This window comes from Formosa sp. F44 (assembly GCF_056238645.1).
The window spans coordinates 160,570-177,198 of sequence record NZ_JBWDLJ010000003.1 but is presented as its reverse complement, the minus strand read 5'-3'; the positions used below and the strand labels follow the sequence as shown (position 1 = coordinate 177,198).

Here is a 16,629-nt window from a genome sequence, read left to right as displayed (position 1 = left end):
ATTTATTTATTATTAAAGTTTTACTCGTTTAAGTCTTAAACTATTTGCAACAACGGATACACTACTGAATGCCATTGCTGCACCTGCAATCATTGGGTCTAATAAAAAACCGTTTACGGGATACAAAACTCCTGCTGCGATTGGAATACCAATGATGTTGTAAATGAACGCCCAAAATAAGTTTTGACGGATGCCCAACACGGTTCTTTTTGACAGTTCCAATGCTTTTGGGATGGATTGCAAATCTGAGGTTATCAAGGTCATTTTTGCTACATCCATTGCTATATCCGAACCTTTTCCCATTGCAATACTCACATTGGCTTGCGCCAAAGCCTGGGAATCATTAATACCATCGCCAACCATTGCGACTATCTTTCCGTCCGCCTGCAATTTTTCAACAAAAGCTGCCTTGTCCGAAGGCATTACTTCGCCTTGGTAATTTGTTATTCCGACTTGTTTTGCGACAGCAGATGCGGTTTTATTGTTATCTCCAGTAAGCATATAGACTTCGATGCCTCTGTCTTGAAGTGTTTCTATAGCTTTTTTTGAAGTTTCTTTAATCTTGTCAGCAATGGCGAGTATCGCCAGCACTTGTTTTTCATTACCAAAGAATATGACCGTTTTAGCCTGCTCTTCGAGACTTTCTGCTGTTTGCATTAAAGAAGATTCAATTTCAATATTCTTTTCGACCATTAGTTTATGGTTACCCACATAATATTTTGAACCATTCTCTGATTGCGCCTTTACACCTTTTCCTGTAATACTTTCAAAAGAAGCAATTTCAGCTTGTTCAACCTTTTCATCTTTTAAATGGTTGACTACTGCTTCCGCCAAAGGATGTTCCGATTGTGCTTCTATAGCCAAAAGAATTTGCTTGTATTCATTTTGATTTTCAAGGTTATTCTTCCAAATTATATCAGTTACTAAGGGTTTTCCTTCGGTAATTGTACCCGTTTTATCAAGGATAATAGCATTCACTTTATAACCGAGTTCTAAACTTTCGGCATCCTTTATCAAAATATTATTTTCTGCGCCTTTACCAATTCCCACCATAATTGCGGTAGGTGTTGCCAAGCCCAATGCGCAAGGACAAGCGATAACCAACACGGCTACAGAGGTCAACAAGGCTTGTGAAAATGCGTTATCGCCACCAACTGACATCCAGACAATGAATGTAATGATAGAAATGACTAATACGACAGGAACAAATATTCCGGCAATCTTATCGACCAGCTTTTGAACCGGCGCCTTGCTTCCTTGAGCTTCCTGAACCATTTTAATGATTTGTGATAGTAAGGTTTCTCCACCTACTTTTTCGGCAGTAAATTGAAAGCTCCCTTTTTGATTTACCGTGCCTGCAAATACTTTTTCATCTTTTATTTTTTCAACTGGAACAGGTTCTCCCGTAATCATACTTTCATCTACATACGAGCTTCCCTTGGAAACTTCTCCATCTACAGGAATCTTTTCTCCGGGACGTACCAAAATGGTCTGACCCACCTGTACAGATGAAATAGGGATTTCCTTTTCTTCTCCATTCTCAATTATTTTTAGGGTTTTGGGCTGAAGACCCATTAGTTTTTTGATGGCTGAAGACGTATTTGATTTTGCCTTTTCCTCCAATAATTTTCCCAAGGAAATAAAAGTTATAATTACCGTAGCCGCTTCATAATAAACGTGAGGTTCAATACCACGACTCAACCAAAATTCTGGAAAAAAGGTATTGAATACACTAAAGATAAAAGCGATTCCTGTGCTCAAAGCTACCAAGGTATCCATATTTGCTTTACCGTGTTTGGCTTGCTTGAAAGCATTGATGAAAAAGCTACGCCCAAACCAAAAAAGAATTGGAAAAGTTAACACCAAAGAAATCCACTTACCTGGTTCCCATTGCATAAAAAACATTCCTAATACAAAAATGGGAAGGGTAAGTATGGCCGACCAGATAGTACGGTTTTTTATGTCTTGATAATGTTTTTGCTGTAGTTCTTGTTGTACTTCTGAAGGATTCTCCGCATCAATGATAATGTCATAACCCACTTCGCGAAGTGCATTTTGAAGTTGATTAGGACTCAACTCTTTGTCGTATTCGACAAGAACAGAACTATTGGCAAAGTTTACGCTGGCATCAAATACTCCTGCTGTGTGTTTTAATACAGATTCAACACTTGATGCACACGATGCGCAGGTCATTCCTGTAACAGGGAATGATTCTTTTATTCCTTGCTTGTGGTTTTTCTCTTTGGTTTCAAATATGTTGATTGTTTCCATAATCGCATTCTTATTTGTACAGTACAAATTTCAGGATTAAAAGACTTTAATCTGTTATGTTTTAGGCTGAATGATTTGTAGAATTTGCTCATTTACCTTTCGTTTATTCAAAAATATTCAATGGTAATCATTTTGACTGATTACATTATTTTTTTAAACCAGCAAAAAACGAAATTTTGATTTGTATCAAAAGGTGTTTTATGGTCAATTTTAATGCACCTAATTTTTTCGAAATGTGTTTCGAATTGATCGGTCATTGTAGTTTCCGAATATTGTTTTATCTCTAAACCACTACACTTTTTGGGACCATTTTCAGAGAAAGTGCCAATAACTAAATTACCATTCTTATTAAGATGTTTTTGAACCGTTTCAACATAATTTCTTATACTTTGTTCATCGGTTAAAAAATGAAATGCTGCTCTATCGTGCCAAAAATCATAATTTTCAGGTGGTGAAAAATCAGCAGCATCAGCTACTATCCATTTTACTTTCTTTGATTGGTCTTTTAAACGTTGCTTTGCTCTATCTAATGCAGCTCCAGATATATCCAACACTGTAATATCGTTGTATCCTAACTTTAAAAGATTATCTACCAAAAAACTATCGCCACCACCAATATCAATAATTTTAGCAGATTTAGAGATATTAGATTCCTTGAAAAAGGATAAAGATGTTTCTGGCACAACTTCATACCAACTCACTTCGTTCAAAGATTTTGTTTTAAAAACGTTTTCCCAATGTGCTTTTTTTATCATAATGTCTTTTAACTCCAAGTCATTCTTTGTAATCTAACTGCGTTAAAGATAGCTAACAATGCCACACCTACGTCTGCGAAAACGGCTTCCCACATTGTGGCAAGACCACCTGCACCAAGGATAAGTACAATTACTTTCACACCGAATGCCAAGCCAATATTTTGCCATACGATTCTACGGGTTGAACGTCCAATTTTAATAGCTCTTGCAATCTTGCTCGGTTGGTCGTTTTGGATGATGACATCGGCCGTCTCAATGGCAACATCACTACCCAAACCACCCATTGCGATACCTACATCACTTGCTGCCAACACCGGCGCATCGTTGATGCCATCGCCTATGAAAGCTACTTTTATATTGGGTTGTTTTTTGAGCTCTTCGACCTCATTTAGTTTATCCTCTGGTAACAATCCGCCTTTCGCCCAATCAATATTCAATTCTTTTGCAACTTGTTGCGTAATAGAGTCCTTGTCGCCTGATAGCATTATAATCTTGGAAATTCCTGCATCCCGAATTTGTTTTATGGCTTGGTGCGCATCATCCTTTAGTTCATCTGCAATAGTTACATAGCCTGCAAACTTTTCATCTATGGCGACCATAACGATTGATTCTACAATGTCGTTGGTTGCAGATGGAACTTCTATACTATTTGAGGTCATCAACGCTTTGTTTCCTACCAAAACAGTCTTGCCATTGACCGTACCTTTTAAGCCCTTTCCAGCAACTTCAGAAACATTCGTTGCCTCTAAATCTGCGCCCTCTGCTTTATATTCCAAAATTGCCTTTGCAATGGGATGGGTAGATTGTTCTTCCATTGCCATCAGATATTGCATAAATTCCGCTTCCGCGAAATCAGAAGTGTTTACAACTTCCTTAATCTTAAAAACACCTTTGGTCACAGTTCCCGTTTTGTCCATTACCACGGTATTTACTTTGGTCATTGCATCTAAGAAAGATGCACCTTTGAACAGTATGCCATTACGGGATGCCGCACCCAATCCGCCGAAATAACCCAGAGGAATAGAGATAACCAGCGCACAGGGGCAAGAAATCACGAGAAATATTAAAGCTCTGTACAGCCAATCCCGAAATACATAATCGTCCACAAAAAAGTAAGGTAGGAACGTGAGACCGATAGCGAGGAAGACAACAATAGGTGTATAAATCCTTGCGAACTTCCTTATAAATAATTCCGTTTTTGATTTTCTGGCGGTCGCATTCTGTACCATATCAAGAATACGGGCAATAGAACTATCCTTAAATTCTTTTGTGGTCTCGATTTCGATTACACCATCGAGATTGATGCTTCCGGCAAATACGCTATCGCCATTGGCAATGGTATCGGGTTTGCTTTCGCCTGTCAAGGCAGCAGTATTAAAAGAACCCTTTTCAGAAATTAAAATGCCATCAAGCGAAACTTTTTCGCCAACACGTACCTGAATCTTTTCGCCAATCTCAACGGTCTCGGGATTTACTGAAACAAAATCGCCGTCACGATAAACCAAAGCTTCATTTGGTCTTACATCCAGTAAAGCTTTAATGTTTCTTTTGGCACGGTTGACGGCTGCATTTTGAAATAGTTCGCCCACAGCATAAAATAGCATTACGGCTACACCTTCGGGATATTCGCCAATGGCAAAAGCCCCCAAGGTTGCAATTGACATCAGGAAGAATTCAGTAAAGAAATCGCCTTTTAGTATGCTTTTCCATCCTTCCCTAATCACGGGAAATCCAACTGGGATATATGCTACTGTGTACCACAAAATGCGAATCCATCCTTTGAAAAACGGAAAGGCATCAAAGTAATCAATGGCAATTCCAACTATCAGCATCACAAAACTGAAGATAGCTGGCAGATAAGTTCTAAAATTTGAAATTTCTTCTGGGCTACTGTGGTTATGACCATCATCGTGAGAATGCTCGCCCGAGTGTTCTTGGGTATCTAAGTCCCGTAAGTTTACTTTTTTCTTTTTCATCTATTTTTCATAAAATTTAATATCGCTTCAAAATTTACTTTGATAATTTGAGTATTCTTAGAGCACCGCGCATTACAATTGCAAATACAATCCCACCGATTACCAAATCGGGCCATTTACTATCTAAAAAATAAACAAGTACACCTGCAAGTATTACCCCACCGTTGACTATGATATCATTGGACGTAAAAATGACACTTGCTTGCATATGTGCTTCCTTGCTGTCGGTCTTGTTGATTAACCATAATGATATAAGATTTCCTATTAAAGCGAAGATTGAAATAACAATCATCCATTGAAACAATGGGGTTTCACTTTCAGTAAAAAATCTTCGTAAAACCTCTACGAAACCCAAGAGGGCAAGCCCCATTTGAAAATATCCGCTTATTCCGGCAACTTTCTTTTTTCGGGTAATGCCACCACCTATTGCAAAAAGACTCAGCCCATACACAATGGAATCTGCTAACATATCCAATGAGTCTGCAATAAGACCCATTGAGCCGGATATCCAACCCGTAGCCATTTCTACAACAAAAAAACCTAAATTGATACCCAAGACCCACCATAAAATCTTACGTTGCTTTTTTTCATCTTTGCCAACAGGTGGCTCGGCATCTACAGTATCTTTGAAACTATCGCCTAATCCCAACTGTCCGATTGCTTTACTTATTTCATCTACATCATCTGTATGATATACTTCTAACTTTCTATTGGGAATGTCAAAATCAAGGTATTTGACTTGTTCAAAACCATCTAACTTCATACGAATCATCTGCTCTTCCGAGGGACAATCCATCTGACTTATTCTAAAAGTGCTCTTATTCAAAATCTATTAATTTCGTTAGTATATAAGTTATAGTAAAATACTATTGCATTTATCGCATATTCCTGTTAATACAAGGTTTACTTCCTCTGCCAAAAATCCATCGGGCAAATTTATTTGCGGAATTTTATGCTCGGTCAAACACACCGTTTCGTCACAATTGCTGCAATGAAAGTGCAAGTGCAAATCTTGTTCTATTTCACAATTGCAACCTTCTTCACAAAGGGCATATTTTGCAATACCTGTACCATCGTCTATTTGATGCACCACGTTTTTTTCCTCGAAGGTTTTTAAGGAACGGTACAATGTGGTCCTGTCCGCTTTTGCAAAAGCAGACTCAATATCTTTCATAGCGACCGCACTATTTTTTTGTGCCATAAACTTATAGATAAGGATGCGCATCGCTGTTGGGCGCACGTTCTTTTCTTCCAATAGTTTTTCAATTTCACTCATATCTTCGTTCTAATCTGTTATTAGTCATCGTCACCAAGTTCCCCTTTTTTCATCTCTGCTATTAAATAATAGGCATTGTTGTAGGCGTATTTTGTGTTAGGTTCATTTTCATTCAAAAAATCTATAGCCACCCAATCATTATCTTGAGCGCCTTTAGCTATTTCAGTAGGCGTAAATTTCCAATTGTCGCCTTCTTTTTCTGCTGTAAACACATAGTATTTTCCGCCGTCTGCTGCTATGGCACTTTCAGGAATTGCCGTGGTCATAGTATTATCTGTTTGAATGCGCCCTTGGATGTACATTCCCGGTATCAAGTTGCCTTCCTTATTTTCAATTTCGGCGTGAACGTGTATTGCTTTTGGATTCTGCTCAAAAGTCTTTCCTACGGAATAAATTTCCGCCGTAAGTTCTTTTCCAGGAATAGATTGGACGTTAAAGGTAACTTTCTGTCCTTCTTTTACTTTGTAAACATCCTTTTCAAAAACCATTAAATCTGCGTGTACGTGATGGGTGTCCACGATTTCCATTAGGTCTGTTTGAGGTTCTACAAATTGTCCTGTTTTTACTTCCACTTTTTGAACAAAACCTTCTATGGGACTTCGCAGTGCAACCCTTTGATAAATGGTGCCGTTTCTTACACCAGATGCACTAATGCTCAATTGTTTTAGCTGTGCTTCCAATCCGTTCGCCATACTTCGGGACGCCTGATATTCCGCTTCAGCTTTTTGAAAATTTGCACCACTACCCACACCTGCATCGTATAAAGTTTTTTGCCTTTCAAATTCCTTCTTTAAAAACTGGCTATTACTGTACGCATTAAGGTAATCCGTCTGCTTTTGGATAATATTGGGATGTGATAAATAAGCGACCGTTTGGCCTTTGTTGACTTTATCGCCCTCGATAACCTCGATGGAAACCACATTTGCACCTAAAACCGAAGTTATAGTGGCTTCATTCTGTGGTGGCACTTCAAGTTGGCCGTTGGCTTGCACATAACCACCCATATTGCGCTGTGCGAGCGTGTCCACTTTCATTTGCAAGGCATTATATTGTTGTGCTGTAAGCATCACTTCTTCAGCTTCGCTTTCTGAATGTGCTTCTTCTGTTTCGGGATTATCCCCTTTGTTTTCGGCGGTTTCGGATTTGGAATCCCCACAGGCTGTTAGCCCCAAAAGCATTATTGTTAGTCCGATAACCATATAATTAGATACGTTTTTCATTTTTTTATTGCTTAAAATATTGTAGTTCGAATACTGATTTTAGATAATTGTCAAGCGCGTCCAGCGCATCCATTTCGGTGTTTATAGCATCCCGTATAATCTGCGTGAATGCTGCATAGTCCACCGCACCTTCCTTATAGGCAAGCAGCGCACCCTTGCGCTGTTCCTCGGCAAGTGGCAAGGCTTTGTCTCTATAAAATTGCCAAGATGCGTTCCATTTTTGATAGACTTGCACGGCTTGTCGATATTCGGATTGTAATTGGCGCTGGGTAAAGTCTGCATTGGTCTTTGCGATTTCACTATCAACTTTTGCGGCTTTGGCTTGACTACGCTGTGTTCCGGAAAAGATTGGGATGGAAATACCTGCTTGATAGGTGTAAAAGCCGCTATTACCATTTACCTGTTGTAGCCCGCCCTGAAGGTTGAACTTGGGTAACAAGTCAGCACGAGCTGCATCATATTTTGCCTCGGCTTCGACGATGCGCCTATGCGAAAGTCTAAGCTCGGGATGTTTTCCTAAATCCGAATCCAATCCCAAAATAACTACCTCAGTTTCGTCAAGATTTCTGGGAACTGAATAGTACGTATCTGACACCAACCATAGATTTAACTTTTGAAGGGCAATGGCATAGTCGCTTTTGGCCTGTTGCAGTTTATTACTGATTTGCAACGCTTGATTTTTAGCCGATAAATATTCCAATCTGGAAATGGCTTCTACTTCGAAGTTGAGTTGAATAGCCGTTTCAAATTTTGAATAAATGGAATCCAGCTCGCGGTACAGTTCAAATTTCTGTCTTTGTTGGTAAGCCTGCGACCACGCCTTTTTCACTTCCTGTTCTACTTGCAGTCCAGAAAGGTCGAGAGCGGTTTCAGCCAAAGCAATACGTTGTTTTTGCAGACGCTTTTTTGCACCAATACCCAATAGTTCTATATTTTGTTGCCCTACACCAACTAAAGTATAAATGCCCTGACCATCCGCAATTTCTTCGCCACCCGTAAAAACTTGGGTGTTTCCAAAATCATAGGCATTTCCTTTGAGTGCATTCTGTCGTTGAATTTCTAACTGTTTCGTTTTCAATAAAGGATAGTTTTCCTTGGAAATTTCTACTGCTCTTTCCAATGAAATAATTGGTAAAGAATCTTGAGGTTGGACTTGTTGTGCTTTCCCTTCGACTGCGCTCTGGGCAGGCGCGAAACCTTCCTGTGCATTCACTTCGGTAGGCAGGGCGGATGTAAACAGAAGACAAACAACAGCCGTTGTGGTAACAAATTTTGGATTGAATTTCTTCTTCCGTTCCGACCGTTTTTCGACCCATTGGTAAAAGATGGGAAGAATAAATAGCGTCAAAAGTGTTGAAGTTATCAATCCACCTATAACCACAGTTGCCAATGGTCGCTGCACTTCAGCACCTGCCGAAGCTGATATCGCCATTGGAAGAAATCCTAAAATATCGGTAAAGGCCGTTAGCATTATTGGGCGTATCCTACGTTTCGTGCCTTCCACGATACGGTCTTTCAAATTGGTCACGCCTTCTTCCTTCAATTCATTCAGTCCGCTAATCATTACCAATCCGTTTAATACTGCTACACCAAATAGCACAATAAAACCAACCCCTGCGGAAATACTGAAGGGCATATCCCTTAACCAGAGAGCGAACACGCCGCCTATGGTCGCCATTGGGATGGCCAAATAAATCATCAAGGTTTGCGGGAATGATTTTAATGCGAAATATATCAAAATGAAAATCAGCAATAAAGCAATGGGAACCACAGTCTGTAATCGCTCGCTTGCTCTTTCGAGATTTTCAAATGCACCACCATACCGGATAAAATAGCCTGGTGGTAAATCAAGGTTTGCATCCAGTTTATCCTTAATCTCGTTAACCAAGGATTCCACATCGCGTCCGCGAACATTTACACCCACATAGGTTCTTCGGTTGGTATTGTCCCGACTTATCTGCATCGGACCAGGTGTGTATTCAATAGTAGCCAATTCTTGAAGCGGAATCTGTGAGCCATTCGGTAAATTGATATACAGATTCCGAATGTCACTTATATCGGTACGATTCTGCTCGTCAAGCCGAACGACCAAATCAAAACGCTTTTCGCCTTCAAAAATGACACCTGCATATCCGCCCGCAAAAGCGGACTGCACCATTGTATTAAGTTGGTCAATACTTACCCCATACTGAGCCAGTTTGTTGCGATTGTATTTAATGGTCATTTGTGGCAGTCCAGAAGTGGCTTCTGCCCTCATATCGCCTATACCTTCAGTACCTGCAATGATTTTTGTAATCTCATCGGCTTTTGAAGCAAGTATGTCAATATCCTCGCCGTAAATTTTAATGGCAACATCTTCACGGATACCTTCTAATAGTTCATTAAAGCGCATTTCGATGGGTTGGGTAAACTCATAATTGACACCAGGAATTATACTCACGGCATCCTTCATTTTATCAATAAGTTCATCCTTGTTATCTGCGGACACCCATTCGTCTTGAGGTTTTAGAATGACAAAGACATCGGCAAAATCCATCGGCATCGGGTCTGTTGGCACTTCGGCCACACCGATACGACTTACTATCTTATCCACCTCTGGAAATTCGGCTTTTACAATACGCTCTATTTTAGTTGTGGTCTCAATGGTCTCACTTAGTGAGCTTCCGGGTTTAAGTATAGCGTGAAATGCAATATCGCCTTCATCCAGTTGAGGAATGAACTCGCCACCCATTCTTGTAAACATAAAAACGGTAAGGGCAAATATGGCGACGGCAATCCCAACAATCCATTTCCCTTTGTTCAAGGTCTTGATTAAAAGCGGCTCATACTTTCGCTGTACCCAATGTACAAAACGGTCGCCCCAGGATTTTTTTTCTGTCTTGGGTGGTTTTAGGAACAGGGCAGACATCATTGGCACATAGGTCAGGCAAAGAAACATAGCACCTATCATAGCAAATATGAACGTGAGCGCCATTGGGCGAAACATTTTGCCCTCGATTCCTTCCAACGCCAGTATGGGCAAGAATACAATAAGGATTATCAACTGCCCGAAGAAGGCGGCGTTCATCATCTTTTTTGATGCGTTTGCGGCTATATCATCACGCTTTTCTTGGTTTAAAGACTTCTTTTAAGGATATAGCTTCCCATTAGAAATACGCTGGCTTCTACAATAATGACCGCACCATCTACGATAATGCCGAAATCGATGGCACCCAAACTCATAAGGTTTGCCCATACGCCAAAAACATTCATAAGAATAAATGCGAACAATAGGGATAAGGGGATGGTAGAGGCCACAATAAGACCACCACGCCAGTTCCCTAAAAGGAAAACAAGAACAAAAATTACTATGAGTGCACCTTCAAGCAGGTTGTTGCGCACCGTGCCTGTAGTTTCACTTATGAGTTTACTTCTGTCCAATAAAGGCTGAATAACAACACCTTCAGGTAGCGATTTTTGTATTTCGGCCATCCGGTCTTTCACACGGACAATAACCTCGTTTGAGTTTGCCCCTTTGAGCATCATAACGAGACCACCAACAACCTCGCCTTCGCCATCTTGCGTTAATGCCCCATAGCGCACGGCAGAACCAAAACGTACATCAGCAACGTCGCTTACGGTAATTGGTATGCCATTTTCATTTTTGATAACGATTTTTCTAATATCATCAAGGCTTCGTATCAAGCCTTCGCCACGAATGAAGTTGGCCTGATGGTTTTTCTCAATGTAAGCACCACCTGTATTTTTGTTATTGGCTTCTAAAGCTTTAAAAACGTCAGTAATCGTCAACCCGGTTGCCCTTAATTCATTAGGGTCAACAGCGACTTCATACTGCTTTATTTTACCGCCGATGGCGTTAATTTCAACAACGCCCGGTACCATCGCCATTTGCCGTTGCACAATCCAATCTTGCATCGTTCGCAAATCAGACAATGAATATTTATCTTGAAATTCAGGTTTTACTTTTAGGGTATATTGATAAACTTCCCCCAAACCTGTTGAAATTGGCCCCATACTTGGCTGTCCAAAACCTTCGGGAATTTGTTCGCGTACTTCTGTCAGTTTTTCTGAAACAAGTTGACGGGGAAGATAGGTTCCCATATCATCATCAAAAACGACAGTTACCACGGAAAGCCCGAAACGGGAAACCGAGCGGATTTCCTTAACGTTGGGCAGGTTGCTCATAGCCACCTCGACGGGATAGGTTACGAATTGCTCAATATCTTCCGTTCCCAGATTGGGCGATTGCGTGATGACCTGAACCTGATTATTGGTAACATCTGGTACGGCATCAATAGGGACTTGGTTCATACTGTAAATGCCAGCACCGATTAACGCTAATGTGAGCAGTCCAATAATGAATTTGTTATTGATTGAAAAATCAATGATTCTGTTAATCATAGAAAGTAAGGGTGTTAATTCAATTTAAAATGTTGTTGAGCACATTGCAAAAAATGCAATGCGTTAAATTGACGAATCTAATAGATGGACACGTCAAAACAGGATATAGTTATCCTACTAAAACTGAATTATACTTGAGGGGGCTGTAATAGAGAATGGGGAATATCTTTGCCAAGGTTGTCGAAGTGGGCAAAGCTTTCTTGTAAAATTGCAAGATGTATCGGTTCAAACGGTACAATACCAAAGTCTATACTATGACAATGACAACAATGACATTCACAAAAGGGCGAGCATAGTTCACAGTCTTAGCTGTGGTCGCCATCAATATCTATTACCGTAACAACTTGGGAATCATCCGCACTACTTACGGTATCACTACAAGGCACCACATTGAGCGCCAAGAAGTAAAATGATAATATGATTGCAATAAATTTCACGGTACAAAGATAACAGAATTTTTCTGCAACTGTGTTGCAAAAACAGTAAGGTGTTAGCAACAACTCTTATTCTCTTGAATTGGTGGGCAAGGAACTGTTCCGTATGAACAATAAACACAACAATCTCCTTCGTTCGGTTTTAGAATCATTTTACAATTCTCGCACTCGTAAAAGAATTGACAAGCGTTTGTTGGCATATCTTCTTCTTTTTTATGTCCGCAGTTTGGACAAGTAATTTCTGATTTTAATTGGACTTCCATTAGTTATCTTTTTTCTCGGTTACTTTATAACCTGTTGAGTTAATTGCTTTCTTAATTTCCGTTTCATCGGTTTTGGTTTTGTCAAATTCAATAATTGCGTTGCTATTTTCGTATGACGCTTTTGAGTTTACAATTCCGTTTAGTTTATTTACTTCGTGGTTTACGTGTTCTTCACAACTTGCACAAGTCATTCCACTGATTTTAAATTCAGTTGTCTTAATGTCTGATTTGTCAACTACGATTATTTGCTTTTCTGTGTTTGGGTAAAAAACTCCTGAATAGTATGGAAAAGCCAACATTATAATTGCGAATACGGTTATAGTTCCCAAAAAGATTTTTGACTGTATAAATTTTGGTTTCTCATCCGTATCACATTCACAGTCGATTTCCTTTTGTGGTTTTAGTTTTTGATACCAAGCAAAAGCAAGAACTATAACTGTCAGTCCAATTAGATAAGGTCTAAAAGGTTCTATCCAAGAAAATGTTGAAGCAATTCCGCTTGTTCCAGCAATCAGAGCTAAAACAGGTGTAATACAGCATAATGAAGCTGTAATGGCAGTTAACAAACCTACACTGATTAATCTGTTTTCACTTTTCATATCGTTTTTAAAATTTTATACCTCAAAATAAACAGCTATTCCAATTTTAATACCAGCTGAGCAAACTGTACTTCAATAGTCTTATCTATGCCTTCTATTAGGGAATCCAAACCTGTATCTGACACTAAAACCTGCCCCCTTGCGCTTATCAGGCATGACATCGCTATTCCATGCTCAATATGTGTAATGGTAGCTTTAAATTGTGACTTATAAAACTCCCCTTGGTATGTAACGGTTACTAGCCAATTGAAGTTAATTGGGTCGTGCCGTTTTGATAAAAAATCGTACGAAGGAATAGTGCCAGTGAACCGAAGCATCAAAGGGTCTTCCTGCTCTTGTAAAATGGTATTGATTTTAGAAACATCCGTTGATAAGGTTTTCAGGTCAAGGACACCATTAACTATTTTGGAATCATAATCAAGATATAGGGCCAATTTATGACTTTCTGCCTTGATGGGTTTATTGTTTACTAAAGTCATCATCTTAATATGACCTTCTTCCGTTTTAAAAGTTTTTTGGGCTGTAACCTCACAAAATGTTATTAAAACTATAATTAAAGTAAATAGTTTTGTTTTCATACTGTTTGTTTAATTTGAATATTTTTTACACTTAAAACTTTTAAAATTGGCACCAATAATTCCAAAAAGCATCTATTAGAATGAATCTACTTTTCCTTAATAAATTCTTAAATCTCATCTAAATGTTTTCTGTTTTTATTTGTGCTTTTTTTGAATTTAGAAGGCGTCATTCCTGTAGTTTTTTTAAATTGATTACTTAAATAGGCGACGCTACTATAGTTCAATTTAAAGGCGATTTCACTCAACGTAAGTTCGTTATAAACTAACAATTCCTTGATGCGTTCAATCTTTTGGTTGATGATATACTGCTCGAACGTAATACTTTCAACCGATGAGAAAAGGGAACTTAAATATTTATAATCAAGATGTAATTTTTCACTTATATAGTCCCCCCATTTTATATCTAATTCATCAGTTGAATGATGGATTTTATCTACAACCAAAGTTTTCATTTGTTCAATAAATTGACTTTTACGGTCGTCAATCAAACTAAAACCTGAACTTTGAAGTGCTTTTGAAAAAGTATTTTTAGTTTCCGTACTTAAGGATGATGTTAATTCAACCTCTCCTAATTTAATTAAGCCATATGAAATCTCTAGCTCTTCTAAAATATTTGATACTGCCGAGATACATCTTGGACAAACCATATTCTTTATGTGGATAGTCTCACTCATATTCTATTTGCTTTAAAACAATGTCATCCCTGCTTTTGAAAGGGAGTAATAATAGGCCATAACGGTTGCCAATATAACAATGATTATTATTGCCAATACTCCAACAATTTTATCTTTTTTCGAGATATTACTTTTCTGTTGATGCCTGCTTTTTTTATTCTTTCTTCTACTTCTTCTACTTTCACTCATAATAAAAAGATAAATCTTAGTTATTAGTGAAAAAACAAATTCATTATCAATCTAACTAGTATGACCTTTTACCTTAGCCTCCTTTATCAATTTTTGTCTTCCAACCGTTTAATCATTGCTTTCATTTCTTCGATTTCTTTCTTTTGTGCCTTGATAATATCCTCTGCCAATTTTTTCACCTCTGGGTCTTTAATATCCGCTCGCTCACTTGTTAAAATGGCTATAGAGTGGTGAGGAATCATAGCTTTCATCCAGAGTACATCACCAATAATTGGGGCTTGTACTCTCACAAGACCTAACGCACTTCCGAAAAGAATAACACTTCCCAAGACAATAGCTATATTCTTCTTTTTGTTTTGGTACATATTACGCATAGCCACAAACATTATTATAGCCATTGCAGCGATACCCAAGCAACTCATATAAAATCGTGTAAGACTGAAATAAACGTGATCTATCTCGTATGAGTTTAGGTACATTGTAATGTACATTGCTATAAAAGATGCAGCTAGCATCCCTAGAAATTTTGTGTATTGATTCTTTTTTTTGTGTTGATTTGAATTTTCCATGATTTTTGATTTTAGTGTTTATTATTTACGTTTATTTTTATTCAATTTTCTAATGGTTGGTGATGATGTATACCAAAGTAAAAAGCCACTCAATACTGTGATTAATCCTAATAATGAAAATGCCCTCAAAACAATGGTGTTAAAATTATCTCTTCCTTTATAGTCCATGGTATGTGTCATCCATAAAAAGTCGAACCAACGCCAACTGCGGTGTCTTACGGTTTGGAATTTTCCATCATTCACAGAAACATAGGCTTTAAGTGCTTCATCATTATCATAAGACATCACATAAGCTGGTAATAATCTCTCACGATATTCATGTTTTTTATCAACTTCATTAATTAATTTAACATCAATGACCTTTAGGGATTTGTCCATAAATTGATTGGCAACATATAATGCTTCACGTTCTGTAATCCCTTTTTTTAATGCTCCGTTTGATGCATTGTAGAGTTGATTTTGATTTATCCAATAATATGGCATATTATCTATATCTCTTATTTCAATAGTCCTGATTGCTTTTGGTGCATCTAATTTAGAGGGACTGATAAGATTGTGGAATCCTTTAGGTTGGTAATGTGAATTTCTAAAATGGTCTCCATGAATATCATCAATATCCGTCCAACTAAAATACAAGCCACTAATGGTCCACATTAAAAATTGAACACCAATGAAAAGTCCTAAATAACGGTGAACCTTCCTGATTTTAAGTGATGTATTCCTGTTTACCATTTTTAATTATTTTTTAGTATTGGTTTTAGAAACTTTATTTATCAACATGTATTCGATTAATATTTGCAATACCAAAGACCAGAACGAAAAAGCTTAAAAAGACTTCCATCATGACCATTATTTTTCCTGAAACAGAGATGGGTACGATATCTCCAAAACCAACTGAAGAAAACGTGATTAAACTGAAATATAAAAACTCGAAAAATTGTCTAAAAAATGAACTATTTCCTGTGAGTGATGTTTTAAAACTACCACTATCCATTATATAAAGGGCTTGATAATCGAATGAGAATGACAGCACGATTAAGAGAACCAAAACTCCAAAGAGCGTTAACACGTGACTAAGTTTGTGGCTTTCTCCAATTATTTTACTCAACTGAATAAAGGTAAGTCTTACTATGAAAAATGTTTTTATCGATGCCAATACCACTATGGCATAAGATAAGAATGGATGGGCAACAACGAGTAATGGTGATAAGACGTAAATAAACGATATAACAACAACTAAAGTGGTCGTTAATAAAAGCTTCTTAAATAGTTGTTTATAGAAGCTATCCCATTTAGCTATATTCCTAATTTTTTGCATACCTAATATGATTACTTTTTACCAAATAGCTGAAGAAGCAAGGCTCCCATTACTATAAAAGCTATAACTGAGTACAATAAATAGTTGAGCCACTTTCTTATACTAG

The 16,629-nt window shown here is 38.1% G+C and carries 13 protein-coding genes and 2 pseudogenes; all 15 read right to left on the bottom strand.

The window, feature by feature from the left end:
* Positions 1–12 precede the first annotated feature (12 nt).
* The 15 genes and pseudogenes from AC0UBM_RS10805 to AC0UBM_RS10735 all read right to left on the bottom strand — a co-directional run bounded on the left by AC0UBM_RS10805 (position 13) and on the right by AC0UBM_RS10735 (position 16,523).
* A complete protein-coding gene (locus AC0UBM_RS10805) occupies positions 13–2,271 on the bottom strand; it encodes a heavy metal translocating P-type ATPase (RefSeq protein ID WP_475688648.1) in 2,259 nt (752 codons plus the stop codon).
* 140 nt (positions 2,272–2,411) lie between these two features.
* The gene (locus AC0UBM_RS10800) at positions 2,412–3,026 is read right to left on the bottom strand and encodes a class I SAM-dependent methyltransferase (protein WP_475688647.1); all 615 of its coding nucleotides are present in this window, start codon (positions 3,024–3,026) and stop codon (positions 2,412–2,414) included.
* Between the two features lie 8 nt (positions 3,027–3,034).
* Entirely contained in the window at positions 3,035–5,002 is a 1,968-nt protein-coding gene (locus AC0UBM_RS10795) for a heavy metal translocating P-type ATPase (RefSeq protein WP_475688646.1), read from the bottom strand.
* Between the two features lie 34 nt (positions 5,003–5,036).
* The gene (locus AC0UBM_RS10790; protein WP_475688645.1) at positions 5,037–5,828 is read right to left on the bottom strand and encodes a cation efflux transmembrane domain-containing protein; all 792 of its coding nucleotides are present in this window, start codon (positions 5,826–5,828) and stop codon (positions 5,037–5,039) included.
* A 27-nt stretch (positions 5,829–5,855) separates the two neighbouring features.
* Positions 5,856–6,278: a Fur family transcriptional regulator gene (locus tag AC0UBM_RS10785; protein WP_475688644.1), complete on the bottom strand. Its 423-nt coding sequence runs from the start codon at positions 6,276–6,278 to the stop codon at positions 5,856–5,858.
* A gap of 20 nt (positions 6,279–6,298) precedes the next feature.
* On the bottom strand, positions 6,299–7,498 hold the full coding sequence (locus tag AC0UBM_RS10780) for an efflux RND transporter periplasmic adaptor subunit (RefSeq protein ID WP_475688643.1): 1,200 nt from the start codon (positions 7,496–7,498) through the stop codon (positions 6,299–6,301).
* A 4-nt stretch (positions 7,499–7,502) separates the two neighbouring features.
* A pseudogene (locus AC0UBM_RS10775) lies at positions 7,503–11,899 on the bottom strand (CusA/CzcA family heavy metal efflux RND transporter).
* Between the two features lie 128 nt (positions 11,900–12,027).
* Positions 12,028–12,336, bottom strand: a pseudogene (locus AC0UBM_RS10770) (DUF6660 family protein).
* A gap of 53 nt (positions 12,337–12,389) precedes the next feature.
* The gene (locus AC0UBM_RS10765; RefSeq protein ID WP_475688642.1) at positions 12,390–12,596 is read right to left on the bottom strand and encodes a GDCCVxC domain-containing (seleno)protein; all 207 of its coding nucleotides are present in this window, start codon (positions 12,594–12,596) and stop codon (positions 12,390–12,392) included.
* A complete protein-coding gene (gene merTP, locus AC0UBM_RS10760; protein ID WP_475688641.1) occupies positions 12,596–13,195 on the bottom strand; it encodes a mercuric transport protein MerTP in 600 nt (199 codons plus the stop codon). The genes AC0UBM_RS10765 and merTP overlap by 1 nt, the downstream gene beginning before the upstream one ends.
* Positions 13,196–13,230: 35 nt before the next feature.
* Positions 13,231–13,773: a hypothetical protein gene (locus AC0UBM_RS10755; protein WP_475688640.1), complete on the bottom strand. Its 543-nt coding sequence runs from the start codon at positions 13,771–13,773 to the stop codon at positions 13,231–13,233.
* A 107-nt stretch (positions 13,774–13,880) separates the two neighbouring features.
* Entirely contained in the window at positions 13,881–14,447 is a 567-nt protein-coding gene (locus AC0UBM_RS10750; protein WP_475688639.1) for a helix-turn-helix domain-containing protein, read from the bottom strand.
* Between the two features lie 275 nt (positions 14,448–14,722).
* Complete coding sequence (locus AC0UBM_RS10745; RefSeq protein ID WP_475688638.1) at positions 14,723–15,205, bottom strand: DUF305 domain-containing protein; 483 nt, start codon at positions 15,203–15,205, stop codon at positions 14,723–14,725.
* A gap of 21 nt (positions 15,206–15,226) precedes the next feature.
* Positions 15,227–15,937, bottom strand: coding sequence for a PepSY domain-containing protein (locus tag AC0UBM_RS10740; protein WP_475688637.1), 711 nt, complete (start codon positions 15,935–15,937; stop codon positions 15,227–15,229).
* 34 nt (positions 15,938–15,971) lie between these two features.
* Positions 15,972–16,523, bottom strand: a complete 552-nt coding sequence (locus AC0UBM_RS10735; RefSeq protein ID WP_475688636.1) for an ion channel — start codon at positions 16,521–16,523, stop codon at positions 15,972–15,974.
* Between the last annotated feature and the right edge of the window lie 106 nt (positions 16,524–16,629).

What these genes read in the sequence shown, in the direction of transcription:
- AC0UBM_RS10785 (WP_475688644.1), bottom strand. Translation starts at nt 6,278, where the DNA reads ATGAGTGAAATTGAAAAACTATTGGAAGAAAAGAACGTGCGCCCAACA.
- AC0UBM_RS10805 (WP_475688648.1), bottom strand. Translation starts at nt 2,271, where the DNA reads ATGGAAACAATCAACATATTTGAAACCAAAGAGAAAAACCACAAGCAA.
- AC0UBM_RS10750 (WP_475688639.1), bottom strand. Translation starts at nt 14,447, where the DNA reads ATGAGTGAGACTATCCACATAAAGAATATGGTTTGTCCAAGATGTATC.
- AC0UBM_RS10765 (WP_475688642.1), bottom strand. Translation starts at nt 12,596, where the DNA reads ATGGAAGTCCAATTAAAATCAGAAATTACTTGTCCAAACTGCGGACAT.
- AC0UBM_RS10795 (WP_475688646.1), bottom strand. Translation starts at nt 5,002, where the DNA reads ATGAAAAAGAAAAAAGTAAACTTACGGGACTTAGATACCCAAGAACAC.
- AC0UBM_RS10780 (WP_475688643.1), bottom strand. Translation starts at nt 7,498, where the DNA reads ATGAAAAACGTATCTAATTATATGGTTATCGGACTAACAATAATGCTT.
- AC0UBM_RS10800 (WP_475688647.1), bottom strand. Translation starts at nt 3,026, where the DNA reads ATGATAAAAAAAGCACATTGGGAAAACGTTTTTAAAACAAAATCTTTG.
- AC0UBM_RS10735 (WP_475688636.1), bottom strand. Translation starts at nt 16,523, where the DNA reads ATGCAAAAAATTAGGAATATAGCTAAATGGGATAGCTTCTATAAACAA.
- AC0UBM_RS10755 (WP_475688640.1), bottom strand. Translation starts at nt 13,773, where the DNA reads ATGAAAACAAAACTATTTACTTTAATTATAGTTTTAATAACATTTTGT.
- merTP (WP_475688641.1), bottom strand. Translation starts at nt 13,195, where the DNA reads ATGAAAAGTGAAAACAGATTAATCAGTGTAGGTTTGTTAACTGCCATT.
- AC0UBM_RS10745 (WP_475688638.1), bottom strand. Translation starts at nt 15,205, where the DNA reads ATGGAAAATTCAAATCAACACAAAAAAAAGAATCAATACACAAAATTT.
- AC0UBM_RS10740 (WP_475688637.1), bottom strand. Translation starts at nt 15,937, where the DNA reads ATGGTAAACAGGAATACATCACTTAAAATCAGGAAGGTTCACCGTTAT.